Origin of the sequence: Asticcacaulis sp. YBE204 (genome assembly GCF_000495855.1) — a bacterium.
GTDB lineage: Bacteria > Pseudomonadota > Alphaproteobacteria > Caulobacterales > Caulobacteraceae > Asticcacaulis.
This window is the reverse complement of record NZ_AWGF01000019.1, coordinates 1-26,479: the sequence shown is the minus strand read 5'-3', so window position 1 is coordinate 26,479 and position 26,479 is coordinate 1. Positions and strand designations below refer to the sequence as shown.

At 59.7% G+C, this 26,479-nt stretch carries 30 protein-coding genes and 2 tRNA genes; 20 read left to right on the top strand and 12 right to left on the bottom strand.

Annotation, left to right across the window (positions count from 1 at the left end):
- Positions 1-49 precede the first annotated feature (49 nt).
- The 4 genes from prpB to AEYBE204_RS37425 all read left to right on the top strand — a co-directional run bounded on the left by prpB (position 50) and on the right by AEYBE204_RS37425 (position 4,254).
- Positions 50-925 (top strand): methylisocitrate lyase, encoded by an 876-nt coding sequence (gene prpB, locus AEYBE204_RS37440; protein ID WP_023463796.1) that lies wholly within the window; start codon positions 50-52, stop codon positions 923-925.
- A gap of 14 nt (positions 926-939) precedes the next feature.
- Positions 940-2,115 (top strand): 2-methylcitrate synthase, encoded by a 1,176-nt coding sequence (prpC, locus tag AEYBE204_RS37435; protein ID WP_023463795.1) that lies wholly within the window; start codon positions 940-942, stop codon positions 2,113-2,115.
- A 169-nt stretch (positions 2,116-2,284) separates the two neighbouring features.
- Complete coding sequence (locus tag AEYBE204_RS37430) at positions 2,285-3,736, top strand: bifunctional 2-methylcitrate dehydratase/aconitate hydratase (protein ID WP_023463794.1); 1,452 nt, start codon at positions 2,285-2,287, stop codon at positions 3,734-3,736.
- 62 nt (positions 3,737-3,798) lie between these two features.
- Positions 3,799-4,254 carry a low affinity iron permease family protein gene (locus AEYBE204_RS37425; protein WP_023463793.1) on the top strand — a complete coding sequence of 152 codons (456 nt, stop codon included), beginning with the start codon at positions 3,799-3,801 and terminating at the stop codon, positions 4,252-4,254.
- 61 nt (positions 4,255-4,315) lie between these two features.
- On the opposite strand, the gene AEYBE204_RS0120800 is transcribed toward AEYBE204_RS37425, so the two are convergent.
- Positions 4,316-4,897, bottom strand: a complete 582-nt coding sequence (locus AEYBE204_RS0120800) for a DUF4142 domain-containing protein (protein ID WP_023463792.1) — start codon at positions 4,895-4,897, stop codon at positions 4,316-4,318.
- A gap of 526 nt (positions 4,898-5,423) precedes the next feature.
- Between AEYBE204_RS0120800 and AEYBE204_RS37420 the strand changes: the two genes are divergently transcribed.
- On the top strand, positions 5,424-6,521 hold the full coding sequence (locus AEYBE204_RS37420; RefSeq protein WP_023463791.1) for a catalase family protein: 1,098 nt from the start codon (positions 5,424-5,426) through the stop codon (positions 6,519-6,521).
- A gap of 198 nt (positions 6,522-6,719) precedes the next feature.
- Positions 6,720-8,342, top strand: a complete 1,623-nt coding sequence (locus AEYBE204_RS37415; RefSeq protein WP_023463790.1) for a PAS domain-containing hybrid sensor histidine kinase/response regulator — start codon at positions 6,720-6,722, stop codon at positions 8,340-8,342.
- Here the strand turns inward: AEYBE204_RS37415 and AEYBE204_RS40465 are convergent.
- Together AEYBE204_RS40465 and AEYBE204_RS37410 are read right to left on the bottom strand one after the other, a co-directional pair.
- The gene (locus AEYBE204_RS40465; protein ID WP_023463789.1) at positions 8,332-8,475 is read right to left on the bottom strand and encodes a hypothetical protein; all 144 of its coding nucleotides are present in this window, start codon (positions 8,473-8,475) and stop codon (positions 8,332-8,334) included. The genes AEYBE204_RS37415 and AEYBE204_RS40465 overlap by 11 nt on opposite strands.
- A gap of 196 nt (positions 8,476-8,671) precedes the next feature.
- Positions 8,672-8,747 (bottom strand) — tRNA-Lys (locus AEYBE204_RS37410).
- 272 nt (positions 8,748-9,019) lie between these two features.
- Here AEYBE204_RS37410 and AEYBE204_RS37405 point away from each other — a divergent pair.
- From AEYBE204_RS37405 to AEYBE204_RS37390, 4 genes are all read left to right on the top strand, one after another.
- Entirely contained in the window at positions 9,020-9,373 is a 354-nt protein-coding gene (locus AEYBE204_RS37405) for an Hpt domain-containing protein (RefSeq protein WP_023463788.1), read from the top strand.
- Positions 9,374-9,440: 67 nt separating this feature from the next.
- The gene (locus tag AEYBE204_RS37400) at positions 9,441-9,767 is read left to right on the top strand and encodes a 2Fe-2S iron-sulfur cluster-binding protein (RefSeq protein ID WP_023463787.1); all 327 of its coding nucleotides are present in this window, start codon (positions 9,441-9,443) and stop codon (positions 9,765-9,767) included.
- A 34-nt stretch (positions 9,768-9,801) separates the two neighbouring features.
- A complete protein-coding gene (locus AEYBE204_RS37395; protein WP_023463786.1) occupies positions 9,802-10,821 on the top strand; it encodes a hypothetical protein in 1,020 nt (339 codons plus the stop codon).
- A 1-nt stretch (position 10,822) separates the two neighbouring features.
- Positions 10,823-11,278: an NUDIX domain-containing protein gene (locus tag AEYBE204_RS37390; RefSeq protein WP_023463785.1), complete on the top strand. Its 456-nt coding sequence runs from the start codon at positions 10,823-10,825 to the stop codon at positions 11,276-11,278.
- On the opposite strand, the gene AEYBE204_RS37385 is transcribed toward AEYBE204_RS37390, so the two are convergent.
- Both AEYBE204_RS37385 and AEYBE204_RS37380 read right to left on the bottom strand, forming a co-directional pair.
- The gene (locus tag AEYBE204_RS37385) at positions 11,267-11,779 is read right to left on the bottom strand and encodes a GNAT family N-acetyltransferase (RefSeq protein WP_023463784.1); all 513 of its coding nucleotides are present in this window, start codon (positions 11,777-11,779) and stop codon (positions 11,267-11,269) included. The genes AEYBE204_RS37390 and AEYBE204_RS37385 overlap by 12 nt on opposite strands.
- A gap of 52 nt (positions 11,780-11,831) precedes the next feature.
- The gene (locus tag AEYBE204_RS37380; protein ID WP_023463783.1) at positions 11,832-12,677 is read right to left on the bottom strand and encodes an SDR family oxidoreductase; all 846 of its coding nucleotides are present in this window, start codon (positions 12,675-12,677) and stop codon (positions 11,832-11,834) included.
- A 101-nt stretch (positions 12,678-12,778) separates the two neighbouring features.
- Here AEYBE204_RS37380 and AEYBE204_RS37375 point away from each other — a divergent pair, with 101 nt between their 5' ends.
- Together AEYBE204_RS37375 and AEYBE204_RS37370 are read left to right on the top strand one after the other, a co-directional pair.
- Positions 12,779-13,198, top strand: coding sequence for a helix-turn-helix domain-containing protein (locus AEYBE204_RS37375; protein ID WP_035442311.1), 420 nt, complete (start codon positions 12,779-12,781; stop codon positions 13,196-13,198).
- Positions 13,199-13,234: 36 nt separating this feature from the next.
- A complete protein-coding gene (locus AEYBE204_RS37370; RefSeq protein WP_023463781.1) occupies positions 13,235-14,872 on the top strand; it encodes a phosphatidylglycerol lysyltransferase domain-containing protein in 1,638 nt (545 codons plus the stop codon).
- On the opposite strand, the gene AEYBE204_RS37365 is transcribed toward AEYBE204_RS37370, so the two are convergent.
- Both AEYBE204_RS37365 and AEYBE204_RS37360 read right to left on the bottom strand, forming a co-directional pair.
- Entirely contained in the window at positions 14,869-15,402 is a 534-nt protein-coding gene (locus AEYBE204_RS37365; protein WP_023463780.1) for a DUF4199 domain-containing protein, read from the bottom strand. The two genes, AEYBE204_RS37370 and AEYBE204_RS37365, sit on opposite strands and share 4 nt — an antisense overlap.
- A gap of 91 nt (positions 15,403-15,493) precedes the next feature.
- Positions 15,494-15,904 carry a response regulator transcription factor gene (locus tag AEYBE204_RS37360; protein WP_023463779.1) on the bottom strand — a complete coding sequence of 137 codons (411 nt, stop codon included), beginning with the start codon at positions 15,902-15,904 and terminating at the stop codon, positions 15,494-15,496.
- Between the two features lie 143 nt (positions 15,905-16,047).
- On the opposite strand from AEYBE204_RS37360, the gene AEYBE204_RS39720 reads away from it, so the two are divergent.
- Both AEYBE204_RS39720 and AEYBE204_RS37355 read left to right on the top strand, forming a co-directional pair.
- Positions 16,048-16,614 carry a response regulator transcription factor gene (locus tag AEYBE204_RS39720; RefSeq protein WP_023463778.1) on the top strand — a complete coding sequence of 189 codons (567 nt, stop codon included), beginning with the start codon at positions 16,048-16,050 and terminating at the stop codon, positions 16,612-16,614.
- Between the two features lies 1 nt (position 16,615).
- Positions 16,616-17,074: a hypothetical protein gene (locus AEYBE204_RS37355; protein ID WP_023463777.1), complete on the top strand. Its 459-nt coding sequence runs from the start codon at positions 16,616-16,618 to the stop codon at positions 17,072-17,074.
- Positions 17,075-17,091: 17 nt separating this feature from the next.
- Here the strand turns inward: AEYBE204_RS37355 and sfsA are convergent, their stop codons facing one another.
- Positions 17,092-17,790, bottom strand: a complete 699-nt coding sequence (sfsA, locus tag AEYBE204_RS37350) for a DNA/RNA nuclease SfsA (protein ID WP_023463776.1) — start codon at positions 17,788-17,790, stop codon at positions 17,092-17,094.
- 37 nt (positions 17,791-17,827) lie between these two features.
- Between sfsA and AEYBE204_RS37345 the strand changes: the two genes are divergently transcribed.
- From AEYBE204_RS37345 to AEYBE204_RS37335, 3 genes are all read left to right on the top strand, one after another.
- Entirely contained in the window at positions 17,828-18,625 is a 798-nt protein-coding gene (locus AEYBE204_RS37345; RefSeq protein ID WP_023463775.1) for a molybdopterin-binding protein, read from the top strand.
- Between the two features lie 14 nt (positions 18,626-18,639).
- Positions 18,640-20,088: a M20/M25/M40 family metallo-hydrolase gene (locus AEYBE204_RS37340; RefSeq protein ID WP_023463774.1), complete on the top strand. Its 1,449-nt coding sequence runs from the start codon at positions 18,640-18,642 to the stop codon at positions 20,086-20,088.
- A 45-nt stretch (positions 20,089-20,133) separates the two neighbouring features.
- Positions 20,134-20,218 (top strand) — tRNA-Leu (locus AEYBE204_RS37335).
- A 109-nt stretch (positions 20,219-20,327) separates the two neighbouring features.
- On the opposite strand, the gene AEYBE204_RS37330 is transcribed toward AEYBE204_RS37335, so the two are convergent.
- Positions 20,328-21,098, bottom strand: coding sequence for a PhoH family protein (locus AEYBE204_RS37330; RefSeq protein ID WP_023463773.1), 771 nt, complete (start codon positions 21,096-21,098; stop codon positions 20,328-20,330).
- A 507-nt stretch (positions 21,099-21,605) separates the two neighbouring features.
- On the opposite strand from AEYBE204_RS37330, the gene AEYBE204_RS37325 reads away from it, so the two are divergent.
- From AEYBE204_RS37325 to AEYBE204_RS37315, 3 genes are all read left to right on the top strand, one after another.
- Positions 21,606-22,133 (top strand): gamma carbonic anhydrase family protein, encoded by a 528-nt coding sequence (locus AEYBE204_RS37325; protein ID WP_023463772.1) that lies wholly within the window; start codon positions 21,606-21,608, stop codon positions 22,131-22,133.
- Between the two features lie 40 nt (positions 22,134-22,173).
- Positions 22,174-24,279 carry a TonB-dependent siderophore receptor gene (locus tag AEYBE204_RS37320; protein ID WP_023463771.1) on the top strand — a complete coding sequence of 702 codons (2,106 nt, stop codon included), beginning with the start codon at positions 22,174-22,176 and terminating at the stop codon, positions 24,277-24,279.
- Between the two features lie 102 nt (positions 24,280-24,381).
- Positions 24,382-24,774: a zf-TFIIB domain-containing protein gene (locus tag AEYBE204_RS37315; RefSeq protein WP_023463770.1), complete on the top strand. Its 393-nt coding sequence runs from the start codon at positions 24,382-24,384 to the stop codon at positions 24,772-24,774.
- Positions 24,775-24,818: 44 nt separating this feature from the next.
- Here the strand turns inward: AEYBE204_RS37315 and AEYBE204_RS37310 are convergent, their stop codons facing one another.
- Genes AEYBE204_RS37310 through AEYBE204_RS0120790 form a run of 3 tightly spaced genes read right to left on the bottom strand, consistent with a single transcriptional unit; the run spans position 24,819 to position 26,280 of the window.
- Positions 24,819-25,685 (bottom strand): alpha/beta fold hydrolase, encoded by an 867-nt coding sequence (locus AEYBE204_RS37310; protein WP_023463769.1) that lies wholly within the window; start codon positions 25,683-25,685, stop codon positions 24,819-24,821.
- Between the two features lie 2 nt (positions 25,686-25,687).
- Positions 25,688-25,894: a helix-turn-helix transcriptional regulator gene (locus tag AEYBE204_RS37305; RefSeq protein WP_023463768.1), complete on the bottom strand. Its 207-nt coding sequence runs from the start codon at positions 25,892-25,894 to the stop codon at positions 25,688-25,690.
- On the bottom strand, positions 25,894-26,280 hold the full coding sequence (locus AEYBE204_RS0120790; protein WP_023463767.1) for a hypothetical protein: 387 nt from the start codon (positions 26,278-26,280) through the stop codon (positions 25,894-25,896). Before AEYBE204_RS0120790 ends, AEYBE204_RS37305 begins: the two co-directional genes overlap by 1 nt.
- Positions 26,281-26,479: the final 199 nt, after the last annotated feature.

Sequence of the window (26,479 nt, the reverse complement as noted above, 5' to 3'; positions counted from 1 at the left end):
TACGCGCCACCCTCTCCCCGCAGGGGCGAGGGGATTAGCAGAGGTCTTGATGACACCCGGTGCGAAATTCAGAGATACGTTGAAAGCCGAACAGCCGTTACAGGTCATCGGCGCGATCAATGCCAACCATGCCTTGTTAGCGAAAAGGGCCGGTTACAAGGCCATCTACCTTTCCGGTGGCGGTGTCGCGGCGGGGTCGCTGGGTATGCCCGACCTTGGCATTAGCGGACTTGAAGACGTCCTGATCGACGTGCGGCGGATCACCGATGTCTGCGACCTGCCGCTGCTGGTCGACATCGACACCGGCTTCGGGCCGAGCGCCTTCAATATCGAGCGCACGGTCAAGGCGCTGATCAAGGCCGGTGCCGCGGCGTGTCATATCGAGGATCAGGTCGGGGCCAAGCGCTGCGGCCATCGTCCGGGCAAGGAAATCGTCTCCGTCGCCGAGATGGTCGATCGCGTCAAGGCCGCCGCCAATGCGAAGACCGATCCGGACTTTTTCCTCATCGCGCGTACCGACGCGATTGCGGTGGACGGCGTCGATGCCGCCATCGAGCGCGCCATCAGATGCGTCGAGGCGGGGGCCGACGGTATCTTCGCCGAAGCCGCCTACGACCTCGACACCTATCGCAAATTCGCCGACGCCGTGAAAGTGCCTGTGCTGGCCAACATCACCGAGTTCGGAAAGACACCCTTGTTCACGCGTGAGGAACTGGCCTCGGTCGGCGTGGCGATCCAGCTTTATCCGCTGTCGGCCTTCCGCGCCATGAACAAGGCCGCCGAAGCCGTTTACGAGGCCATTCGCCGCGACGGCCATCAGAAGGCCATGCTCGATACTATGCAGACGCGTGACGAGCTCTATCAGCGCATTGGCTATTACGATTTCGAAGATCGCCTTGATGCGATGTTCAATAAAAACAAATAACAGGAGAAACGCCTATGAACGCAGTGACCGAACTGCCGAAAGGAGAGGCGACGACAGCCTTCAAGCCCAAGAAATCCGTCGCCTTGTCCGGCATGGCGGCGGGCAATACCGCGCTCTGTACCGTCGGGCGGACGGGTAACGACCTGGCTTATCGCGGTTACGATATCCTCGATCTGGCGCGAGGGTGCGAGTTCGAGGAAGTGGCTTACCTGCTGGTACACGGGGCCTTGCCGACCCAATCGGAACTCGACGCCTATAAGACCAAGCTGAAGGCCCTGCGCGGTTTGCCGGTGAGTCTGAAATCGGTGCTGGAGAACATCCCGCCTTCGTCGCACCCGATGGACGTCATGCGCACGGGCGTGTCGTTGCTGGGCTGCCTGGCGCCGGAAAAGGACGATCATAACGCACCCTCGGCGCGCGATATCGCCGATAAGCTGATGGCCAGCTTGGGCTCGATGCTGCTCTATTGGTACCACTACAGTCACAACGGCAAGCGCATAGAGGTCGAGACCGATGACGATTCCATCGGCGGGCATTTCCTTCACCTGCTGCACGGGCAAACGCCGCGCGAAAGCTGGGTCAAGGCCATGCATGTCTCGCTGATCCTTTATGCCGAGCACGAATTCAACGCTTCGACCTTTGCCGGTCGGGTCATCGCCGGGACGGGGTCTGACATGTATTCGTGCATCGCCGGGGCCATCGGCGCGCTGCGCGGCCCCAAGCACGGCGGGGCCAACGAGGTCGCTTTCGAGATCCAGAAGCGCTACGACAACGCCGATGCGGCGGAAGCTGATATCCGGGCGCGCGTGGCGAACAAAGAGGTCGTCATCGGCTTCGGGCATCCGGTCTATACGGTGTCCGACCCGCGCAACGAGGTGATCAAGACCGTGGCGCGCGGCCTTAGCGCCGAGCAGAATTCGATGAAGATGTTCTCGATTGCCGAGCGGCTGGAAAGCGTCATGTGGGACGCCAAGACAATGTTCCCAAATCTCGACTGGTTTTCGGCGGTGTCCTATCACCGGATGGGCGTGCCGACGGCCATGTTCACGCCGCTGTTTGCCATTGCGCGCACGGCCGGCTGGTCGGCTCATGTGATTGAGCAGCGCATCGACGGCAAGATCATCCGTCCCAGCGCCAACTATACCGGTCCTGAGGATCGGGCGTTTGTGCCGATTGGAGAACGTCAATAAATCTCCTCCCTGTGCCGAAGGCATGGGGAGGTGGCATCTGAGCAAAGCGAAGATGACGGAGGGGGATTGCGCAAGTGTTTGAGCGCGTTGAGGCGTTTGGAGACATCCCCCTCCACCGCTTCGCGGTCCCCCTCCCATCGCTACGCGACAGGGAGGAGAAAGAAAGTCCATGTCCACACATATCTCCAATATCCGTACTGAACCCGACCGCGTGTTGGCCGACATCGCCGACTACGTGCTCGACTATAATATCGACTCGGGCCTGGCCTTCGAGACCGCGCGCAATTGCCTGATCGATACGCTCGGCTGCGGGCTGGAGGCGCTTGATTATCCCGCCTGCACCAAGCTGCTGGGGCCGATCGTGCCAGGCACCGTCGTGCCGCACGGCGCCAAGGTACCGGGTACACAATTTCAGCTCGATCCGATACAGGCGGCCTTCAATATCGGCGCGATGATCCGCTGGCTCGATTTCAACGACACCTGGCTGGCGGCGGAGTGGGGGCACCCGTCGGACAATCTCGGCGGCATCCTCGCCGTGGCCGACTGGATTTCGCGCAACAACGTCGCGAAAGGCAGGAAGCCTCTGCTGATGAAGGACGTATTGCGCGCCATGATCAAGGCGCACGAAATTCAAGGCGTGCTGGCGCTCGACAACAGCTTCAATCGTGTCGGCCTCGACCACGTCATCCTCGTCAAGGTCGCTTCGACGGCAGTTGTGGCGCAGATGCTGGGCCTGACGCGCGACGAGATCATCGACGCGGTATCGCTGGCCTTCGTCGATGGCCAAGCCTTACGCACCTATCGCCACGCGCCCAATACCGGCTCGCGCAAATCGTGGGCGGCGGGCGAAGCTACCAGCCGCGCGGTGCGGCTGGCCCTGATGGTGCAGAAAGGCGAGATGGGCTACCCGTCGGCGCTCACCGCCAAGACCTGGGGCTTCTACGACGTCTCGTTCAAGGGGCAGGCGTTCAGCTTCCAGCGGCCCTATGGCAGCTATGTCATGGAACACGTGCTGTTCAAGATATCCTATCCGGCGGAATTCCATTCCCAGACCGCGGTCGAAGCGGCCATGCGTCTGCATTTCGAGTTGAAGGCGCGCGGCAAAACCGTGGACGACATCGCCCGCGTCTCGATCCGGACGCATGAGGCCTGTATCCGCATCATCGACAAAAAGGGGACGCTGAATAACCCTGCCGACCGCGATCACTGCATTCAATATATGGTCGCCGTGCCGCTGATCTTCGGGCGGCTGACGGCGGCGGATTACGAGGACGCTGTGGCCTTCGATCCGCGCATCGACACCTTACGCGACAAGATCGTTTGCCACGAAGACCCAGCCTTCACCGCCGACTATCATGATCCGCAGAAGCGCTCTATCGCCAATGGTTTGACCGTGGAATTTACCGACGGCACGATGATGGAAGAGATCGTCGTGGCGTACCCCATCGGCCACAAACGTCGTCGTGAGGAGGGTATACCGCTGCTGGAGGCCAAGTTCCGGACCAATCTGGCGCGTCGGTTTCCCAAAAAACAACAGGACGCGATCTACGCGCTCAGCCTTGATCAGACACGGCTCGAGAACACTCCGGTGGATGAGTATGTAGATCTCTATGTAATCTAGCTCGCCATTGCTTTCTTACGCCTTGAAGACCAGCTTGGGATGCACATCCAAGGCAGGAAAACATGACGCAAGATACTGAAAAAACTGAAAAGAAGGGCTGGTTCGTTTGTTTCGCCCAAGCTGCGGCGGTGGCGACCGGCAGCCCTGTGGCGTTCGGGCTGGCGGCGGGGGTGGTGATCCTGTGGATCATTACCGGACCACTATTCAAGTTTTCCGATACCTGGCAGCTGGTTATCAACACCGGTACCACCATCGTCACCTTCCTGATGGTGTTCCTGATCCAGAATACTCAGAACCGCGACTCCAAGATCATGCAACTCAAGCTCGATGAGCTGATCCGCGCGGCGAAGAACGCCAACACGGCCTATATCGACATGGAGAATATGAGCGAGAAGGAACTGGCCGACTTGCAAAAGCACTATGAAGGTCTGGCAGCCAAAGCCCGTCAGGAAGGCGACGAAAAGGAAGCCGCTGCCCATGCCGAAGCCAGCGAGAAGGCAACAAAGGCGTTGGGATAAGTGACAAAAAAATGCCGCCCATTTTTCAGGGGCGGCATCTTCTCTCTTAATTTCGTGAAATTTAGTATTTTTCGTCGAGCGCCTTGATGGCGTCGTGGTGGGCCTGAAGCGTCGGCAGGGTCTTGGTGGCAAAATCCTTCACCGGACCGGCCTGACCGTCCTTAGACTCCTTTTCAAAGAGGTCGACCGTCTTGTCGTGCGCCTTTTGCTGGGCGTCGATATATTTGGCGTCGAACTCTTCCGGCTTGGCGTTCTTCAGATCGTTGAGCATATTGGTATGCTCTTCGTCGAGGCCTTCCTTCGGCGGCGTCAGACCGGCGGCGGTGACGGCGGCCTTCAGGTCGGTCGCGGCCTTGGTGTGGTCGGTAACCATGCGCTGGGCAAAGGCCTTGAGGTCGGCATTCTTGGTACGTTCGATAGCCAGTTTGCTCGACTCGATCTCGAACAGACCCGCGACCGTGGCGCGACCGGCGAAGTCGACATTTTCCGACGCCGAGGACGAGGCGCTGTCATAGACCGAAGCCACGCTTTCCGAGGCGCTCTCAGACGCTTCCTCGGCCGCCTCTTCTTGCGGCGAGGAACAGGCGGCTACGGCGATGAAGCCGGCCAATGAAGCGGTGAGCAGGGTTTTCTTGAGGATCATGTACGTCTCTCTCCTTGGGAGCGCCGTCCAAAACGGAGTGTGGCGCGGTAAAATCTAGCGTTTGAATGCCGCCGCTACCCTGGCCCCTATACCTGCGGCGACAAGGCCGACGGCGGACAGAGCGGCGAAGGGATGATTGCGGAGGGTGTCCTGCGCACGTGTCCGAAAGGTCGGCGGAACGGGCGCGGGGGCTGTTGTCGTTGCGGGAGGCGTCGAAGGAACGGGCACCGGTTGAGGGGCCTGAGGAACGACAGGGGACATGACCGGAGGATTGGCGGACACGTGCAACTCCTTGAATAACGGAAAGACTGAACAGCTGACGGCAACCTAGTCAGCACCGCATAAGAAGGCTCCGTCGTTCGTTTCGGGTTTCGTGAAAAACCTATAAATAGCAATATATTATCCACAGGCGCTGTGACTTGGTAAAATCAGGAACGGCTTTTTTGCAAAGGTAGCCGGGATGAGACGACGACATTATACGCCGCTACGCGCAGCGTCGGACCCGTTGTCCAAAAGGAAAAGCCCCATGCCTGTGCTCTATACGCCCGATGTTGAAACCGTCGATGAGGACGAGACGCAACTGGCCGCCGAACTGGCCGAGACGTTGATCGGAATCAGTCGCAAGACCGCCGGGGATACCGGGCAGGGGTTGCGCAGCGTACATGCCAAAAGCCACGGCCTGCTTGTCGGCGAGCTGACGATAGCGGAGGATTTACCACCCGAACTGGCGCAGGGCTTGTTCGCTCACAGAGGGCAATATCCTCTCGTGATGCGTTTTTCGACCACACCGGGAGATGTTCTGCCCGACAAGGTGTCGACACCGCATGGACTGGCCATCAAGATATTGAATGTCGAGGGTGCGAGGGTCACGGGCTCTGAGACTGACACGACGCAGGATTTCGTCATGGTCAACGGTCCGGCGTTTCAGACCAATAATGCCCGGGCCTTCCTCAACAGTCTCAAGCTTCTTGCCCTCACCACCGATCGTGCAGAGGCGGCCAAGGTGGCTCTGTCTTCTGTCCTGCGCAATACCGAAAAGATCGTTGAAGCTTTCGGCGGTAAATCCACCCCGATCCGCGCGCTGGGTGGCGAAGTGCCGCGGCACCCCGCCGGAGAGATCTACTATACGCAGGTGCCTGTACGATATGGTGATTATATCGCCAAGTTGTCCATCGTTCCCGCGTCTGACAATGTCAGGGCTCTGCGCGAAGTGAAAATCGATGTCGGCGGCAAGGATCTGATTTTGCGGGAAACCATGATCGAAACCTTTCGGCACCAAGGCGGAGCCTGGGAGCTGCGGGTACAATTGTGCGAAAATCTGGAGGATATGCCGGTCGAGGACGCGGCGAAGGTATGGGATGAAGCGATCAGTCCTTTTTATACCGTTGCCCGCCTGACGGTTCCCGCCCAATCGGCGTGGAGCGAAGTTAAATCTCAGGCCATCGATCACGGCATGGCGTTCAATCCGTGGCACGCACTGGCAGCGCATCGGCCATTGGGGTCGATCATGCGTTTGCGGCAGGCTGCCTATGTGGCTTCGTCGACGTTCCGCCGGCAGACGGACGGTCGTGCTTTGGCAGAGCCCTCAAACCTTGACGCGCTACAGCCTGAGTTTGCAGGCTAGCGCCTGGGTTGCGCCCTGTGTCGTGGCATAACAAATTTGCATAATGAAGGTGAGTGGAAAAATAAAAAATCTATAAATAATTTTTAAAAATCAACATTTTAAAGTGTAAATTGTTGAAGCTTTTTACGCGTCGTATATTGTGGAGGAGCGTTTTTTATAAAAATTGACGCTACGTAAAGTGTTTGCGGGGTGGTTTATATGGGCGGGCCGTTTTCGGACTCAGACCAGCGGGGAGAACCCGATTTCGAGCACATGCGCAGCTATCTGGCGGCCATTGTGGAATCCTCGGACGACGCGATTATCGGCAAGACGCTGGACGGCGTTATCACCGCCTGGAATGCTTCGGCGCAGCGCATTTTCGGCTATACGCCCGAAGAGGCCATCGGCCAGCATATTACCCTCATCATACCGCACGACAAACGCGACGAAGAAACCCACATCATCGGTCAGGTCCGGCGCGGCGAGCGTATCGACCATTTCGAGACGATCCGCGTCGGCAAGTTCGGGCAGGAGGTCCACCTGTCCCTGACCGTGTCGCCGATCCGCGATTCCAGCGGTCGGGTTATCGGTGCCTCCAAGGTCGCCCGCGACATCAGCCAGCAAAAGGCAACCGAAGCCCTGCTGGCCGAGGTGACCCGCCGCCGCGAAGAGTTCATGGCCAATATGAGCCACGAACTGCGCACGCCGATGAATGCGGTGATCGGACTGACCCACATCCTGGCGATGGCCGAGAACCTGACGCCCAAGCAGCACGAATACCTTGCCGTCCTCAAACAGAGCGGAGATAATCTGCTGGGGTTGATCAACAACCTGCTCGACTTCTCGAAGCTTGAAAACGGGGCGATGGAGCTTGAGGTCAATGACTTCAACCTGCCGGAACTGATCGAACACACCATCGGCCCCCAGCGTCTGTCGGCCACACAAAAGGGCGTGGCGTTGAATGTGTCTTTCAGCGGCCCCGTGCGCGAGTTTTATCGCGGCGACGGCCTGCGTTTGCAGCAAATACTTACCAATCTGGTCTCAAACGCTCTGAAATTTACCGAAAGCGGGTCGGTCGACCTGCGCGTCAGCGCCGTTGATGTCGGTGCCAAGGCGTCGCGGCTGCATTTCGAGGTCATCGATACCGGCATTGGTATCGGCGACGAGGTGCTGCCGCTGATCTTCGACAAATTCATGCAGGCCGACGCCTCGATGACGCGGCGCTATGGCGGGTCGGGGTTGGGTCTGTCGATCAGTCAGGCCATTGCGCGCCAGATGGGCGGCCTGATCAGCGTCAAAAGTACGCTGGGTCTGGGGTCGGTGTTCACACTGGACGTCCTGATCCAGCACGATCCGTTGCGGGCGACACTGGCGCGCCGACCGGAAGCCGGGGTCGTGCGCAGTCATCAGAACGCGCTGGTGGTCGATGACTACGAACCGAACATCCTGGTCGTTACGACCTTACTCGACCGGTTGGGCTTCGGCTACGACGTAGCGCGCAACGGCATGGAGGCCGTCCGCCGCAGCGAGCAGTGCGACTACGACGTAATCCTTATGGATGTGCAGATGCCGGGCATGGACGGTTACGAAAGCACACGTCGTATCCGCGAGCTGGAGGTCCTGCGCCATCTGCCCGCGACGCCGATCATCGCTATGACGGCCCATGTCGGTGAGTCAGATCGCCAGAAGTGCCACGACGCCGGGATGACCGGTTTCATTCCCAAACCGTTCGAACCCGTCAATTTTCAAAATCTGCTGACCGACCTTGTCCGCAGCCCGTCGTCAGACGCGGATTTATCGGTATCCGGCCTGCGGGCGAACGCGCCCGACGTCAATGCCTGAAAATAACGAACCATACAGCGAGGGCGATAACCAATAGGGAAATCAGGAGGATGGCGCGCGCGGCCTTCTTGTTGCGAATGCCCGAACGCCTGAAGCCGAACATCGCCAGGCTTTTCTTGTCGTCGCTATCCATGACGCCTCCCGCATAGTCGATAGAACGAAGTTACCCCAAAAGTTCTGATCTGTCGATTAGATCACTCCCATGGCGCGCGGTGTCTTTGGGGTGATTGGCTAAATGGCATGGAAAAGTTTATACCAGTTTATACCTCACGACCGCGCGCGATACGTCACGTGAAAGGGGTGTAACATTTTGATTTTAAAGGGAATAGTGGTGGGTGGGCACGGACTCGAACCGTGGACCCGCTGATTAAGAGTCAGCTGCTCTACCAACTGAGCTACACACCCACACTATTTCAGACCGCGTTTCGTAGGGGAGGTTGGTCATCCCCGGCGGTGAGGGGCGGAACATACGAATTTTTTCACCGGTTTCAAGCCTTATTTAAATTATTTTGCGTTTGAGCTGTGGAAGGTTGATATTGTGGCGGCCAAGCGCGCCAAGGCGAGTGAAAATCCTAACGAATCTTCATAAAGATGAAAAAGACTCGCAGAACGTTGGAATTTATTAAACCTTTGCGGGTATTTTCGCACCTTGTAACAGGGCGTAAGGAGTAAAGGGTATGGCTTTTCGGGATTTGAGCGGCGCAGTGGATTTTTCCTATCTGGAATCCTACACGCGCAACGATATCGAAGTGATGGAAGAGGTCCTGCGCCTGTTCCAGCAGCAGGCCGAAATCTGGGCGCCCTTGCTCAATACCTCGCACGCCGGGTGGCGCGATGCCGCCCATACGCTGAAAGGCGCGGCGGCCGGGATCGGCGCCCATGCCCTGTCGGTGGCAGCGGATGCGGCGGAGAAGGGCGATCTCGAAGGGGCCGGTGGTCGGCTGGAAAAGCTCAAAACCGCACTCGACGCGGCCCTGATCGACGTGGCGGCCTATGTGCATGGGCTGCAACTCAAGGCGCTTCGGGTCTAAAAATGCTTGGCAATCGGCGGTCTGCCCTTTAAAGGCAAGGCAAAATAAAAGCCGAGGCCTGCCCACGATGAGCGACGACGAACTCCATATCCTGTGTACCGACCGTGAGGGTGTGGTGCATAATCTGCCCGCGATCGAAGGCTGGCGGATCATGGAGATCATTCGCGACAACGGTCTGCCGATCAAGGCCGAGTGCGGCGGGGCACTGGAATGCGCCACGTGCCACGTCTATGTCGATACCAAATGGACTGACAAGCTGATCGAAAAGAGCGACGAGGAAGAGGAAAAGCTTGACGAAGCCTTTGTCGTCAAGCGTAATTCGCGCCTGTCGTGCCAGATCCTGATGCGTGACGATCTTAACGGTCTTGAAGTCACGCTGGCTCCCGAAGGTTAAACCCGAATACTCCCCGCAAGTGCAAGGTGCTTCCATGCGTAATACCGTTCGTTCTTTCCTGATGGCCGGTGCGGCCCTGCTGTGTGCCACGCAAGCTATGGCCTGGGGGCCGACGGGTCACCGCATCGTCGGCGAAGAGGCCGCGCGCGCCCTGCCGGCCTATATGCCGGCCTTTCTGCGCTCGCCCGAAGGTATCGGCGATATCGGTGCCTATTCCAACGAGCCCGACAACTGGAAGGGTGCGGGTAAGGTCCACGATTTCGAACGCGATTCCGCCCACTTCATCGACCTCGATGACGAGGGCAAGACTTTGGCGGGCGTGAAATTGCAGGAAGTGCCGCAGTCGCGTTCCGATTTCGACGCCCTGCTGCGTACCAAGAACGTCATGCCGTGGAAGTCGGGTTACCTGAACTATGCTCTGGTCGACGCCTATCAGCAGGTGGTCAAGGATTTCGCCTACTGGCGCGCCTTGACCCACGTCGAAGCCAAGGAAACCGATGCGGCTAAGAAGGAATGGCTGCGCACGGCGATCCGCCGTCGTGAGGCTTTGACGCTCCGCGATATTGGCATCCTGTCGCACTATGTCGGCGATGCGTCGCAACCGCTGCATCTGTCGATCCACTATAACGGCTGGGGCGAGGAATATCCCAACCCGCAAGGTTTCACGCTGGAGAAGATCCACGGTCCGCTGGAAAGCGCCTTCGTCAGCGCCGGGATCACCAATGAAATGATCCGTGGGGCGCTGGTCGCACCGGAATCGTGTACGCTCAAGACCGAACGCTGCTTCGACGCCAAGCTGGACCGCAACTGGACCTATGTCGTGCCGATGTATCAGCTCTATAAGGACGGCGGTTTTGCCGAGGGCGACAAGCGCGGCATCGAGTTCATGAAGGGCCGCATCGCGCAGGGCGCGTCCGATTTGCGCGACGTGCTTACCGATGCGTGGCGCGATTCCAAGACCATGAGCTTCGGCTATCCGACCATGACTTACGAAGACCTGCTGGCCAATAAGGGCGACTTCTGGCAGTCGCTGCGCGGCGAAGACAACAAGTAGGATGTCCGGGGCGCTGAGGGCCTTCGGCGACAGGCGGGCGGGACTGGATTATAGGCCCCGCGCCGCCGTCTATGGTATGGTATTGCGCGACGGCTATATCGCGCTGGTCCAGCAGGGCTACAGTCATTTCAAATACGACTTCCCCGGCGGCGCGATCGAAGCGGGGGAGACCAATGCCGAAGCCCTGAAACGCGAGTTTCTCGAGGAGGCGGGCGTCGAGATCGAACCCGGCGCGGCGGCGGGCGAAGTGCTGCAATATTTCGTCAATGCCGAGGGTGATGCCTTCGCCAACCATGCGCATTTCTACGAGGCGCTGATCGTCGGCGAGAAGCCGGAGGCCAAGGTCGAGGCCGATCACGAACTGGTCTGGATGCGACCGCTGGAAGCGCTCAAGCGGCTGGAGAAGGACGGCTATGCCTGGGCTTTACTGACGTGGCTTAGAGGTTTAGCGGCGTAGGATAAACTCGAAATCCGTCGTGCGACCGACCTTGAAGCCATAATCGCCGACGCGCTTGAAGCCATAACCGAGATAGAGTTTCTGCGCCCGGTGGTTCTCGCTCCAAACGCCGACCCATTGAGGCGCGTCGTCGTAACGGGCCTTGAGATAGTCGAGCCCCAGTTCCAGCAATTTTTTGCCCAGGCCGCGCCCCTGCGCCGAATTGGCGACATAGAGGCGCTTGATCTCGCCCTGCGTATGCTTGTCGGCTTCGATGTGCGGCAGGCTGACGGGACCGGCCTGGATATAGGCGACGGCCATGTGAGCTTCGTCATAGACGATGCGCCAGAACTGATCGGCCTCGTCGATTTCCCGGAGCAAGGCGTCCGGCGCATAGGCCTTGTCGAGATAGGCGTTCAGGTCGTCCGCCGGGTAGAGGTGCCCGAAGGTGTCCGTGAACGTCGATTTGGCGAGCGCAGAGAGGGCGGCGATATCGGAGGCCTGAACGGAATGAATCAGCATGGTGAGGCTCTTACACCAAAGCGAAAAGCTTCACCATGCTCATATGCGGCCGTTATTTCAACAGCGACGACAAGACGGCTTTGACGGTTTTCGGCGCCTGACCGGTCAGGGTCTGGACCGAATCGGTGACGCCGTCGAGCTGGCCGGCGCGGATGGCGGCTTCGGCGGAGGTCAGCATGTCGGCGACGAAGCCGGGCAGACCTGCCTGTTGCAGACCGCCATTATATTGTTCGTCGGTGACGGCGACGACCGCGACGGGCTTGCCGGTGAGTTGCGAGGCGAGTGCGACGACTTCGCCATAGGTCAGGGCTTCGGGGCCGGTGATGGTGAAGGTGCCTTCCGGGGCGTCACTCAGGGCCGCAGCCGCAGCGCGGGCGGCGTCTTCACGTGCCACATAGGCCACGCGGCCTTCGGGAGCCGAGGTATAGAAAGAACCGGTTTCCAGTGCGTGCGGCAGGCTCATCAGCAGGTTTTCGATGTACCAGTCGTTGCGCAGGATCGTATGGGCTATGCCCGAAGCCTTGAGCGCCTGTTCGGTGCCGTAATGGTCGGGAGCGAAGGTGATCTTGTTGCCCGGCTCGGCGTTCGGCAACGAGGTGTAGACGATATGTTTGACGCCTGCGGCCTTGGCGGCCTCGATCGCGGCGGTGTGTTGCTTGAGGCGCTGCCCCGGCACGGCCAGCGCGTCGGTCGAGATGAGCAGCAGACGGTCGACGCCCTGAAACGCCTCGGTCAGGGTGTCGGGCGCATCGAAATCGACCGTGCGGGTGGCAAAGGCGGTGCCGAGCTTCGACGGATCGCGCGACCCCGCGATGATGGTGTGGGTGGTGCTGTCGAAGGCCTTGAGGACAAGCTGGCCGAGTTGGCCGGACGCGCCGGTGACGAGCAGGGTGGACATCGGATATCTCCTTAAAAATATTTATAGTCTCTTTTCGAGATCAGGTATAAAATAAGAAGCTATGCAAGTCTGTAAAGACGGCACTATTTCGGGAGATAGGGATGAAAAGGGAACTATTGGCGGACGGAGAGGCCCCCAGCGTCGCCGAAGCCGTGCTGAACGCCGGATTCGATATGGCCAATTGTCCGGTACGCGACGTGATGGATCATATCGGCGGAAAGTGGTCGAGCCTGATGCTGCTGACTTTGTCGACCAAACCGCATCGTTTCGGCGAACTGAAACGCGCCGTGCCGGATATTTCGCAGCGGATGCTGACCCAGACCCTGCGCGATCTGCAACGCGATGGCTATATCAGCCGCCACGTCTTCCCGACCGTGCCGCCAAGCGTAGAGTATCGTCTGACCCCCTTGGGGGAGTCGATTATGCCCCCCCTGAGCGCGCTGGTCGGCTGGGCGGTGGACAACCATCCGAAGATCGTGGAAGCGCGGAAAGTGTACGAGGCAAGTGCCGCGGAGAATTGAGCTATTGCGAATCCGCTGCGCGTGTAAAATGGCACCATGAAACACCCCAAGGATATCCGCGGGCTGGTCCTCGACTCGGTCGTGGTGCTGGTGCCCAAGGTCATGGCCGTCCTGATGATGCTGGCGGGGACTCTGCTGCTGGCCTCGGTCCTGTCGCCGATCGACCCAGCGGCCATGCCCTTCGTGCGCAAGTGGCTGCCGCTGGAAGTCGTCGAGTTGTCGCATATTGCCGGTGCCGTAACCGGGGTGTTGCTGATCTTTGCCGGGCGCGGCCTGTGGGAGCGTATCGACACGGCGTGGTACATGGCGCTGGGGCTGCTGCTCGCCGGGGCGTTCCTGTCGGTGACGCGCGAGCTGGCCTTCGGCGTGGCCGAGGTGATGATGCTGTGCGCCCTGATCCTCTTGCCGTGCAAGCGCGCCTTCAACCGCAAATCGCGCATCCTGACCCTGACGCTCAAGCCCGGCTGGCTGATCGTCACGGCAGGTCTGCTGCTGCTTATCGCTATTGGCGGGTTCTGTTTCTACGAGCGCGTCCCCTATGCCCATACCTTGTGGCAGCGTTTTTCCTACGAGGCCAGTGTATCGCGGTTCCTGCGCGGGCTGGTCATCATCGCGGCGACCGTGCTGTTGTTTGCGCTCTATCGCCTGTTCGGCATCGCGAAAACCGCGCCGGACCTGCCCGACGAGGACGATATCGAGGACCTGCGCGGCGTCGTGCAACTGGCCGACGATCCTCAGGCCTGGTTGGCGCTCACCGGCGACAAGCATATCCTGTGGAACGAAGACCGCACGGCGTTTGCCATGTACGGCGTATCGGGCCGAAGCTGGGTCGTCATGTCGGCGCCCGTGGGGCCGGAAGCCGAGGTGGCGCGTCTGGGCTGGCGGCTGAAGGAAATGGCGTCGCTGGCCAAGGCCAAGCTGTCTTTCTACCGCGTCGGACCGGAATTCTTGCCCCTGATGCTCGATCTGGGGCTGCGGCCGTTCAAGATCGGCGAAGAGGCGCTGGTCCCGGCACAGGGCTTCGATCTGGCGGGCAAAAAAGGCTACGCGTTTCGGCAGGTGTGGCGCAAGTTCGAGCAAGCGGGAGCCAGCTTCGAAGTCATCGCGCCAGAAGCGCTTGAGACTCATTTGCCGCGCCTCAAAGCCATTTCCGACGCATGGCTGGACGACAAGGGGGCCAAGGAAAAGGGTTATTCGCTCGGCTATTTCGACGCCGACTATATGCGCCTGACGCCGGTGGCGGTCATCCGCATCGACGGCGAAATCATGGCCTTTGCCAATCTGTGGCCGTCCACAGGGAAATCGTCACTTAGCCTCGACCTGATGCGTTATGCGCCCGACGCGCCGCCCAATATCATGGAATATCTGTTCCTCAGCCTGATCTTCCACGCCCGCGACGAAGGCTTTACCTATTTCAGCCTCGGCATGGCGCCGCTGGGCGGGCTCGACGCCAAGCCGCTCAGTCCGGCCTGGTACAAGATCGCCGCCCTGATCTATGCCTATGGCGGCGAGGTCTATAATTTCGACGGCCTGCGTGCCTACAAGGAAAAGTTCAAGCCGGTGTGGAAGCCAGTCTATTTCGCCGTGTCGGGTAATGAGACCGCCCTGATGCCGGCCTTGTGGGCAGTGGTCAATCTGGGCGGTCGGGTTGAAAAGGCCAAAGATGAGGATTAGCGCCGCGCGGCCAAAAAGCGCGAGTTGCGTAGCAGACCTGCCGAAACCAGCGACACCAGAATCCCGACCGGGAAGATTTCGCTGAAGGTCATGGGCATACGGTACAGAGGATTGCGGTAGTCTTCTGCGAACTTCGCCATTTCGGCGGTGAGCTTCGCCAAGGCCTCGCCGCTCACACCCGCGGCCTTTTGCTCGGCCAGATAGGCGTCGCCGTAGGTTTGGCCGAAGTCGAGACCCGTCACGGCCAGCGCCGCTTCCCAACCCAGCACATAGAGTATGGCCGCGACAAGGCTGATGCCGAGGCCCAGGCCGAAGGCCGGCCAGAAACGGATGACGCCGCCTTGCATGATGTCGCGATGACGCTTGATGGCAACGAATACCGTGCTGAGCGCGATCAGCATGACCGTATAGCCGATGATCATGCCCCAGGGCATGGGGACGTGGCCTTTGAAGATCAGGGTCAGGCCGAACAGGTGGAGTGAAACGATAGCGCCCGCAAGGGCGCCGTAAGCGAGAATTTTTTTGAACATGAGATATCCTTTCAGGACGCGCATCAGCACGGATTTCCCAAATCGAATCAATCGCCCAAAAGGGTGATTTCGCCGAAATAGTCCCTCCGTCTTACGGCACGATGCCCAGTTCACGGGCGCGATGGATGGCTTCGGTGCGCCGCTTGGCTCCCAGCTTTTCGAACAGGTGCGCGACGTGGGTCTTTACCGTATTGGGCGACAGGTCGAGCGCGCGGGCGATTTCCTTGTTCGATTGCCCGGCGGCCAAGCCTTTGAGGACGGTCAGTTCGCGGGCGCTGATCCCTAATGCCGACAAGGCCTGAGGATTGCCGTCGAAAACTGCGGGCCGGGTGGCAAAGACACGGGCACCGACCGCGACGCCCAGCGCCAGAAAGGCCCCGGCGATCAAACCGACATAGAGCTCACCCGGATGAAACCGCACAACGCGCAGATAATCGAGCCCCTGCAAGGCCAGAGCCCCCGCCGACAATATCGTCCCCCAAATAAGGGTGGTTTTCCACATATATGCCGCCTTTCCGTGCCGATAGTTCGCCGCAAACGTCGTTATTTGTCAAATGCCGCGGGGCGAATGTCACTTAGTCTGGAAAAGTTCTCGATTATCTGATTTATACCGCAGGCCTGAGGTCGTGCGTAAGGAGTGTCGTCGTGGAGAACCCGTCGGGGGTAGAGAAGTTGTCTGCCCGTCAGAAGGAGATCCTGCGTCTGGTCGCTCAAAACCATCAGGCCAAGGAAATCGCGCGCCTGCTCGACATCGGCGAACGCACCGTCAAGACCCATACCGAAGCCGCTCGTGAGCGCCTGGGCGTGGCCACCAGCCGCGATGCCGCGCGTTTGCTGGCCGCCTATGAGGCGCAGACCGGCACTCAGCCCCCCCCCCAAACAGGGGTCGGTCGCGACGACCGAGGGGCGGCAAGACCGATACCCGCTGATAATGATATCGCTAAGTTGCCCCCTGCCGCCGAGGGGGCGGGGCCATCCGGTGACGGTGCGAGGGATATGTCCCACTCTCGCGCTGTCCCGGATATCGGCATCCCGGAAACATCCGGCAAATATTCCCGTTTGCAAGCCTATCTCACGCGTCTGAATCCCGTGCAATGGATCGGCCTGATCCTTGTTCTCGCCCTGATATCGACCTTTCTGGTCAGCGGTCTTCTGATTGCCGCGGTCGGTATGATCGAGGCCATCGAACACGTGGTTGCGCGGCTCGAATAGAATGCGCGACATAGCCCATATTATCTGGATTGCTGTCGGGCTGATTCTGTTGGTGGGCGTTACGGCGCTGGCGCTGTGGAAGGGTGGTCGCGATGAGCGTATCGCCGCCATAATCATTTTCATCGCGTCGTGGCTGACGCCGCTGTTTCAGGACAAGGTTACCTATTTTCCAGGGACTGCGGCCTTGATCCTCGATGGGTTCATAACGATCTATTTTGCCGTCCTGTCCCTGAAAACACGGAAAATATGGACGCTGGCGGCGGCGGTTTGCATGGTCAACACCATGACCGCGCATATCGTCCATTTAATGACGCCCGACATGAATCTATACAGCTATCTCACCGGCATCGGCTTCTGGGGCGGGATTGCGCTGTATCTGGCGATCGGCGGTGGCGTTTGGGAAGAAGAGGTCCGCCGCCGTTACATTTCTTACCGCGATATTGTAGCCGAAAACCGCTGACACTTTCGGCATATCGCTTAGATTTCCAACGCGTGACTGTGAGCAATCCCGGCCTCTGATACTGTCCAGGCATGGGCGTAAAACTCGACGCCACCGGCTCTGGCCGCATCGTAGGCCGCACCGAATTTGCGGTCCAGATCGCGCGAAATATCAAAGCGAACCACGTTGTCGCGCTGAACGCAGAAAACGACGACGGCGCGGTATCCGGCCGGAACCATCTCTATCAGTTCATGCAGATGCTTGGCCCCGCGTTCGGTCACGCAGTCGGGAAACTCGGCCAGTCCCGGCGCGCGCGAATAGTGGACGTTCTTGATCTCGACATAAGCGTCGGGCCGTGTCGGATGGTCCTGCAACAGCCAGTCTATGCGCGAATTATGCCCGTATTTGACTTCGGGACGCATTAGCGGATAGCCACCCAGTTCGGGTATCATATCGCCGCGGATCGCGTCCGAAACCAGCCGGTTCGGCCACTGCGTATTGACGCCGACCCAGATACCGTGTTCGCGCAAGGCCTCCAGCCGGTATTGCAGCTTTTTCTTGGGATCATCGACGTGGGTCACCAGCGCTTCGGTGCCCGGTTCGAGCAGTCCCAGCATCTTGCCGGGGTTCGGGCAATGGCTTAAAACGGTTTCACCGGTATCAAGTTCGACTTCGGCAAAGAATCGCTTGTATGTCGACACCAGACGGCCTTTTGTAAGGCGCTTTGCAAACATCATGGGAAGCCTCCGCCTCTTTCCATAAGGAGCCGCCGTTGTGACGGTCAAGACAGAAGACGAAAACCCGACCGCCGCCGTGCTGATTATCGGCGACGAGATACTGTCGGGCCGGACGCAGGACACCAATGTCAACACCATTGCCAAATTCCTCGGCGCTTTGGGCATCGATCTGGTCGAGGTGCGCATGGTGCACGACGTCGAAGCCCAGATCGTGCGTACGCTGAACGAGTTGCGCACCAGCGTCGATTACGTCTTTACTACCGGCGGCATCGGCCCGACCCATGACGACATCACGGCGGACTGCGTGGCCAAAGCCTTCGGTGTGGGCATAGACGAGCGTCAGGATGCGCTCGATATCCTGCTGGCCCGCTATGGCGGCGATGCCAACCTGCTTAACCCCAACAGCCGCCGCATGGCGCGCATCCCCGACGGGGCCAGTCTTATTGTCAATCCGGTGTCGGGGGCACCGGGTTTTCAGTTGGAAAACGTCTTCGTCATGGCCGGCGTGCCGCGCATCATGGCCGGGATGCTCAATGATCTGCCGCACCGCCTGCGCCACGGGCAGCAGGTGCAGTCTCGCACCGTCAAGGCGACCTACGTTCCCGAAAGCCTCGCTGCTGACATTTTAAAGTCGCTCGACGCGCAATATCCGGACCTGTCGCTGGGGTCATATCCCTTCGGCATCTATCCTGAGGAATTCGGTACGCAACTGGTCATCCGGGGGCGCAATGCCGACGACCTCGACGCCGCCTTCGCCGCCCTGCTGGAAGGCCTGCCTGCCGTTGTGGAGCAGGCCCGCCAGCGCTATCCCGCCGCCCGTTTAGACGTTCTTTGATCAGAGACCTCCCCATGAAGCTCAGAGCCCTCCTGCTCCTTACGGCTGCCGTTCTTGCCGTCTCCGCCCCCGCTATCGCCGCACCGAAGCCGAAACCCGCCCCGGCAGCGGCCCCCGAAGCGCCCGAAGTCACCGCGACCAAACTGCGCGACGCGGCGTTGAAATCGAACGTCGCCTATGATTTCGTGGCCGAGTTGACGACGCGTTTCGGCGCGCGCCCGGCGGGTTCGGAATCCGAACGCAAGGCGGCGGAGTGGTCGGCGGCGGAACTCAAAAAGATGGGCTTCGACAATGTCCGCATCGAAAGTTTCCCGCTGCAAATCTGGCAACGCGGGGCCGAAAATCTCGAAATCGTCGGTCCCTTCGCGCAAAAGATGGTCGTGACGGCGCTGGGCGGTTCCGGTGCTACCCCCGCGGGCGGTGTCGAGGGTGAAGCCGCGATCTTCGAGACCTACGCCGAATTTGCCGACTCCAAGGCCGACCTGACCGGTAAGATTGTCGTCATCCTGCAACCTACCGTGCGCACCCAGACCGGACAGGGCTACGGCGTCAATTCCGGCTCCGTCCGCCGTCAGGGCCCGGAACTGGCCCGTTCGCGCGGCGCGGTGGGCTATATCATGCGCTCGCTAGGCACCGAAGACCACCGCTTCGCCCACACCGGCGCGACGCGATTCCTCGGCGAACAGGGGCTGGCGGCGCTGGCCATGTCACCACCCGACGCCGAACAATTCGAGCGCCTGCTCAGGCTGCAACGCGAGGGCAAGGCCGGACCGATCCGCCTGAAAATGCTCTCGACACCGACCTTCAAAGGCGCGGGCATGTCGCAGAACGTCGTCGCTGAAATCAAGGGCTCCAAGCGCCCGAACGAAGTGATCGTCATCGGCGGCCACCTCGATAGCTGGGACCTCGGCACCGGTGCGATCGACGACGGCGCGGGCGTCGCCATCACCATGGCCGCCGCCAAGGTCATTCTTGATCAGGGTGTGCGTCCGGAACGCACCGTGCGTGTCGTCTTTTGGGGCTCCGAAGAGGTCTCGCAACCGGGCGATCAGGGGCTTTCGGGCGCCAATGCCTATGCCACAGCCCATGCCGGCGACACCCACATTGCCGCCGCCGAAAGCGATTTCGGCGCCGACGTGATCTATTCGTTGCAATTGCCGAACAGCAATTATCCCGACTTCAACAAGAGGCTGGGTATCGTGCTTTATCCGCTGAATATCTTCATTGACCGCGTCGTCTCGACGGGCGGTGGTCCGGACACCTCGCCGTTGAATGCCAAGGGCGTACCGGTTTTCGACCTGCAACAGAACGGCACGGACTATTTCGACGTCCACCATACGGCGGACGACACGCTGGACCGTATCGACCCGAAGAAAATGACGCAAAACGTCGCCGCCTGGGCCGCGACGGTATGGATGATCGCCAATACCGAGGTGGTCTTCCAGCCGACGAACGGAAAATAGGCTTTGCAGTGTCGGCGTTTTTATTTAAGACACCGGCACTGGTTTGCGGGCATGGCGGAATCGGTAGACGCAACGGACTTAAAATCCGTCGGAGCAATCCATGCCGGTTCGAGTCCGGCTGCCCGTACCAGCAGGGTCGCAGACCCTGCACCCGTTACTTGGAACAAGTGACGAGGCCACAACAAATTAAAAGGCGGCAGAGTAATCTGCCGCCTTTCGTTTTACGCAATTATCGACCCTTATAGCACGCCCAGCATCTGGGCGACCAGCGGGTGACGGACGATGTCCTTGTCCTTGAGACGGACGACCGACACGGTTTCCAGTTCGTCGAACCTGTCAGCGACCGTGGCCAAGCCCGACAGGCCCGGCAGCAGGTCCGACTGGTTCGGGTCGCCGGTCACGATCATGGTTGAGTTCCACCCCAGACGCGTCAGCAGCATCTTGAGCTGCGTATAGGTGCAGTTCTGCGCCTCATCGATCACCACGAAGGCGTTATTGAGCGTGCGACCGCGCATATAGCCGACCGGGGCGATCTCGATCAGGCCTTCCTGCATCAGCGCCTTGACGCGCTTCATGCTCAGGCGGTCGGTCAGGGCGTCGTAGAGCGGGCGCAGATAGGGGGCCAGCTTGTCTTCCATATCGCCGGGCAGGAAGCCGATCGACTCGCCGGCCTCGACCGCCGGACGCGACAGGACGATCCGGCCGACCTTACCGGCTTCGAGGGCTTCCACGGCCTTGGCAATGGCGAGATAGGTCTTGCCGGTGCCGGCTGGCCCGAGCGCCAGGACGAGGTTCTTGTCGTCGATGGCGGTCAAGAGTTCGGCCTGACCGTCGGATTTCGCCTTGATCGTCTTGACGTAGGACTGATCCCGTTCTTCGTTCGCCGCGCCCATAGGAGACCAATTGCCGTGATTCACGGTGATGCGGCGGACTTTACTGTCGTTCGCATACTGTTCGGAATCGAGAGAACCTTCGCGCAGGAAACGCTTGGTGGAACGCTGCTTGGTCATGACTGGCCTCCTAAATAAAGGCGCAAGCCGGAAGGCAGTGCAAGCCTCCGGGCAGTACGCGGCAACAAAAGTGGGAAATATTTGTTGGTGGCATGCCGACAAGAAAGCCGGGATGCTTGAGGCATAAAAAAAGACGAAACCGTGTAAGGGTTCGTCTTCGCGTATGCGTCAGGGGAGGTAATGAGAGGGCGCCGGGGTGCGCCGCATCCAAGGGGCCGAGCCGCCGGAGGCGGAGGGACCACAGAGGGTACGGATGCAAACCTTAGAGCCACTTTGAAGCCTCATTAAAGGTAGCGGAACCGGGTGAACCGGGTCCTGATGAGGGCAACTGATTCCCCCGTAAGGACGGTACCAGATTCGGCGATAATGCTTACCGAGTTCTTAAAACAGTTGTGGAAAACTTTTCGCATACGCGAAATGGGGGAATTTTCATTCGCCCGTGCGAGCAGTTTTCATATCTATTGAACGCCTGCTGGCATAAGGAAACAATGAGAGGGAGAGTGTAAAATGACGATATTCGCATTGGATGGTGTATCTCCACAAGATGTTGAAAATAATGAGGTCTATATCGCGCCTGGCGCTCAGGTCATTGGCGATGTACGCTTTGGGGCAGAGGCCAGCGTCTGGTTTAACGCCGTTTTGCGCGCTGACAATGAGCCGATGATCGTCGGTGGGCGGAGCAATATACAGGACGGGTCTGTGTTGCATTCCGATCCCGGCTCGCCGCTGATTATCGGCGAAGGCGTGACGGTGGGCCACAAGGTGGTGCTGCATGGCTGCACGATCGGCGACAACAGCCTGATCGGTATCGGCTCGGTGATTCTCAACCGGGCGCAGATCGGTAAGAACAGCATCGTCGGGGCAGGGGCTCTGGTGCCTGAAGGCAAGGTCTTTCCCGATGGCGTGCTGCTGATCGGATCTCCGGCGCGGGTCGTGCGCGAACTGACGGCGGAGCAGATCGAAGGATTGAAACGGTCGGCGGATCATTATGTGTGGAATGCACAGCGGTTTAAAAACGGCCTTGATCCGGCCTGATTTTTACAGTGGTATAAAGCTACTTTCGGGGGGAATCGGGATGAAGCGCGTCTGTGTGACGGGGATCGTGGCTGCGGGTCTGTGTCTGGCGGGGCCGGTGTGGGCGCAGACGGAGCCTCCGCAGCCCGCCGAGGCGAAATCCGACGACAAACCTGCCGAGAAAATCGCAGAGGTCACGGTCACTGCCAGCAAGGCGTCCACCCGCATCGATCGTCGTGTCTATGACGTCAAAACCGATCCGCAGGCCTCGACCGGATTACTGACCGATGTGCTGGCCAAGGTGCCTTCGGTTACAGTCACCGCTGACGACAAGGTCTATCTGAGGGGCGATTCGGGCGTCACCATCTGGGTCGACGGCAAGGCCCCGCCGGAAGGGCGCCAGGTTCTGCGCACCTTGCCTGCGTCGGAGATCGAGCGCATCGAGGTGATCACCAACCCGTCGGCGCAATATGCGGCGGGGACCAGCAAGGGCATCATCAATATAATCACCAAAAAACGTCAGACGGTGAAGCGTCGCGGCAACCTGTCGGCGCGGATCGATGAACTGGGTGGTTATAGCGGCGGGATCAGCTTTGACGACGGCAAGGGGCCGTGGAGCTGGGGCTTCGGGCTGAACGCATCGCGCAGTTACAGCGACTTTGCCTATGCCTCGATGCGTGAGGCGCTGGCCGCCAGCGGTGTGGTCACCACGCGTCTCGATCAGTCGGGGTACAACGACTACCGGAACGAAGGCACGTCGGGTAATCTGCGCTTCGGCTACAAGCTGGGGCCGCGCAGTTCGCTCAAGCTGAAGCTGAGCCAGAGTTCGCCGCGCTTCTATTCGAACGAGACGACCGATTTCGCGGTCGATGGCCGGGCCGCCTATCGTGAGCAGGTGCGCGATCTGTGGCGAATGTCGAACCGGGATCACAATCTGATCTATACGTTCGCCGATGACAAGGGCGAGCGACTGACGCTCGAAATCGACGACTATCTAAGCCAGCAGAGCGACCCCGTGCGCCGTGAGATCCGCGATGCTCAATCGGGCTATGGCAATGGCTTACGGCAAACCAATGAAATCCAGCGTGACCATGGCCGGCAGGTCAAGGGTGACTATGAAAGGCCCTTGGGCGACAACCGGATATTGAACGCCGGGTTCGACTGGAAGGCGCAGAGCAGCGACTCCTACCGCCGGTTCGACACGTCATTTGCGGATGAAACGTCGCGTCAGAGCCAGTTCATCGGGCGCGAAACCACAGCGGCGGCCTATGTCACCCTGCAATGGCCGCTGGGGAAATGGACGGCTATGCCGGGGTTGCGCGTCGAAGATCGCCGCCGTCGCTTTCCGGGGCAGGCCTTTGCCGCCGCCGGGGGCGATACGGAATGGTTTCCATCGCTGCACCTCAGCCGGCCCCTGAGTGAGGGGGTCAAGTTGCGCCTGAGCTATAGCCGCCGCCTCGATCCGGTGCAACTGAGCCAGTACGATCCGCAGATCGTCTTTACCTCCCCGACCAGTACCCAGAGCGGCAATCCCGATCTGGCGCTGGTCCTCGTCAATTCGCTGGAAGCGAGCTACGACGTCGAACGCAAAACCTCCGGATGGGGGCTGACGGCCTTTTACCGCGACGCCAGCAACCAGATCGAGTGGCTGTCGCAAGCCGATGCCAATGGCGTTTCCCATAGCCGCCCGGTGAATATGGGGCGGACGCAATTGGCCGGATTCGATGCCAACTGGCGTGGGCCGATCGGGAGCTTGCCGGGTAAGGGCAAGTGGAGCCACACCAGTTCGGCCAGTTATAGCTATGGACGCGCCGATGCCGCACGCGGCGGAGGCAACCGCGAATCCCTGTTCTGGCAAGTGCGATCCATTGTGCAGTATGATGGTCCCAAGCGCGGCGCGCTGAGCGGGGATCAGTTTCAGGCGACCGTCTGGGTGTCGGCCTTCGCACGTCAAATCGAGTCGCGCGGCGATGCAATCTGGGGCATCGATCTGACGTGGCAGCGGCCCCTGACGCCGAAGCTATCCGTCGTGGTTTCGGCACCCTACATCATCCGAAAGTCGACCTATACCACGTCAAGCGAAGCGACGACCTACCGCTCTTGGCAAACGACCTATCGTCCGAATGGCTATTTCCGGATCGCGTTGAACTACAAGTTCGGCAATTGAGCGGTTCGGCGAGCGTGAAACCGATTGCGTCTCATGCGGCCTCTTGAAAGCCGCATTGCCGGTCCTATGTCCTTAAAATAGCTAATTTTGAGGAGAAAACGCATGTCTGCCCTTCAGTGTCCCGTCTGCCGAAACGACTTCCGTGAGGTGCTGAAAGAAGGCATTATCATCGACGTCTGCACCCAGTGCCGCGGGGTGTGGCTCGATCGCGGGGAACTTGAGAAACTGTTGTCGCTGGCCGCCGGCGGGACCGTGCAGAGGGCACCGGAGCCGCAACCGGCGCAATATGCGCCACCGCCGTTGCAACAATCGCATTATCAGCAGCCGCAACAACCCTATCCTCAGCAACCCTATCATCAGGGTCATCAGACCGATAAATACGGACGCCCCGTCGAATACGACAAGTACGGTCGCAAGATCGAGTATGACAAGTACGGCAACAAGAAGAAGAAAAAAGGCTTTGATATGCTCGATATGTTCGATTTCGGGGATTGATCCAAATCATTCCTCCCCATCAAAGATGGGGAGGAATAAGGGGCTCACTTCAAAAACGTCTTCAGTTCGGCGTGAAACACGTCGGGCTGGTCGAACATGATGAAGTGATAGCTGTCGGTGATCTGGCGGATCGAGACGTTCGGCGCGTTGGCGTAGGACAGCTTGTAATAACCGGCCATCTGTTCGGCCGTCAGCGGCGCACCCGGCGGCAAAACCCACAGGACGCGCAACGGGACGGTGATCTTGGGAAGTTCCGGACGCAGGTCGGTGGTGATCAGGTCATACATGGCCTGACCCGACGTCGCCGGGTCGCTGTCGAGCGAGTACTTGACGGAGGCGGGGCGCAGGGCTTCGGTCCTTATCATCCCGGCAATGGTTTGCTGCGCCATTGCCTGTCGCGCGGCAGCGGGCGATTTGGCGATGCCGTCGCGAATCTGTGCAGCGACGCTTTTGACGGCTTCGGGCGTGGCATTGGGTACGAAGATAGCCCCCATGAACGGCATCATGTCGACGACCATGACCTTTGACGTGGAATCGGGATGGCGGGCGGCAACCATCATGGCCAGCGACCCACCCATTGAATGCCCGACAAGCGCCGGTTTTTGCAGTTTTTCGGTCTCTATATAGCGGGCGATCTCTTCGGCGACCGGGGCGACGACGGGACCTGAGCTATTAGCCTCCGGGGCGACACCCGCGAACCCTTTGACCTGAACGCGGTGATAGCGATAGCCGGGCAAGGCCTTGACTGTTCCGTCCCAGATTTCCGCCGAGGATGACAGGCCGGGGATCAGCACGACATCGGGGCCTTCGCCTTCGACCGTGACGACGATGCGGTCGCTTTGGAAGGTGTTGGCAAACGCCGGGGCGGCCATGATCAGCGGTATGGCCATTAACAGGGTCTTGATCAGCATGACTATGCCTTTGGTGGATAAGGGTTGGGAAAGACCGCTTCTACATTTTGGCCAAAGGCCGAGGCGATGCGGTAGGCGAGGTCGAGCGACGGATCGTGCCGTTCGGTCTCCAGAGCGTTGATGGCGTAGCGCGATACCCCGACGATGTCGGCGAGTTGTTCCTGCGTCAAATCGCGTTCGGCGCGCAGCACCTTGAGGCGGCTCTTCATTAAACCGAACCCTTGACGAACGGCGTGACCATGCCGAACACGGCCCAGAACAGCGGATAGACCAGCCACGCCGGGATATCAGGAGCGCCCAGGAACTGCTGGAACGGGCTGAAAGCGACGACGACGGTGATCGTCAGGCCGATGGCGATCAGCATCTGCCGGGCGATGACGGCGCGCACGAATTCGTCCTGCTTATTGATCAGATCGTAGGCCAGTCTGGTCTGGATCAGGACGGTAAGGGCGGGGACCAGCGCCAGCACCCACAGGGCAGGCGCAGGCCAGTCATAGGCCTTGCCCCAGGTGAGGCCGAAGATCGCGGCGAGGAAGATCAGCCATAGGGCGATCGAGGTGACGACATAGGCGGGGGATTTGGGCCACGGGATCATGAGTTGGGCTTTCCTGTCTAAATGTTGTGCATTCCTAACATTCAAGAATGTTTTGCGTCAACAAAAAAGTTGTGAATTCACAACATTTGGTTGGAATAGCGCTCAAATAAGGACTTAAGACGCGGGGCCGCTGGCCCAGCACTCCTTCATCAGGCGTGCGCAAAGGCTGTTCATTCTGTCGGTATCGGGGTGTGGGGGG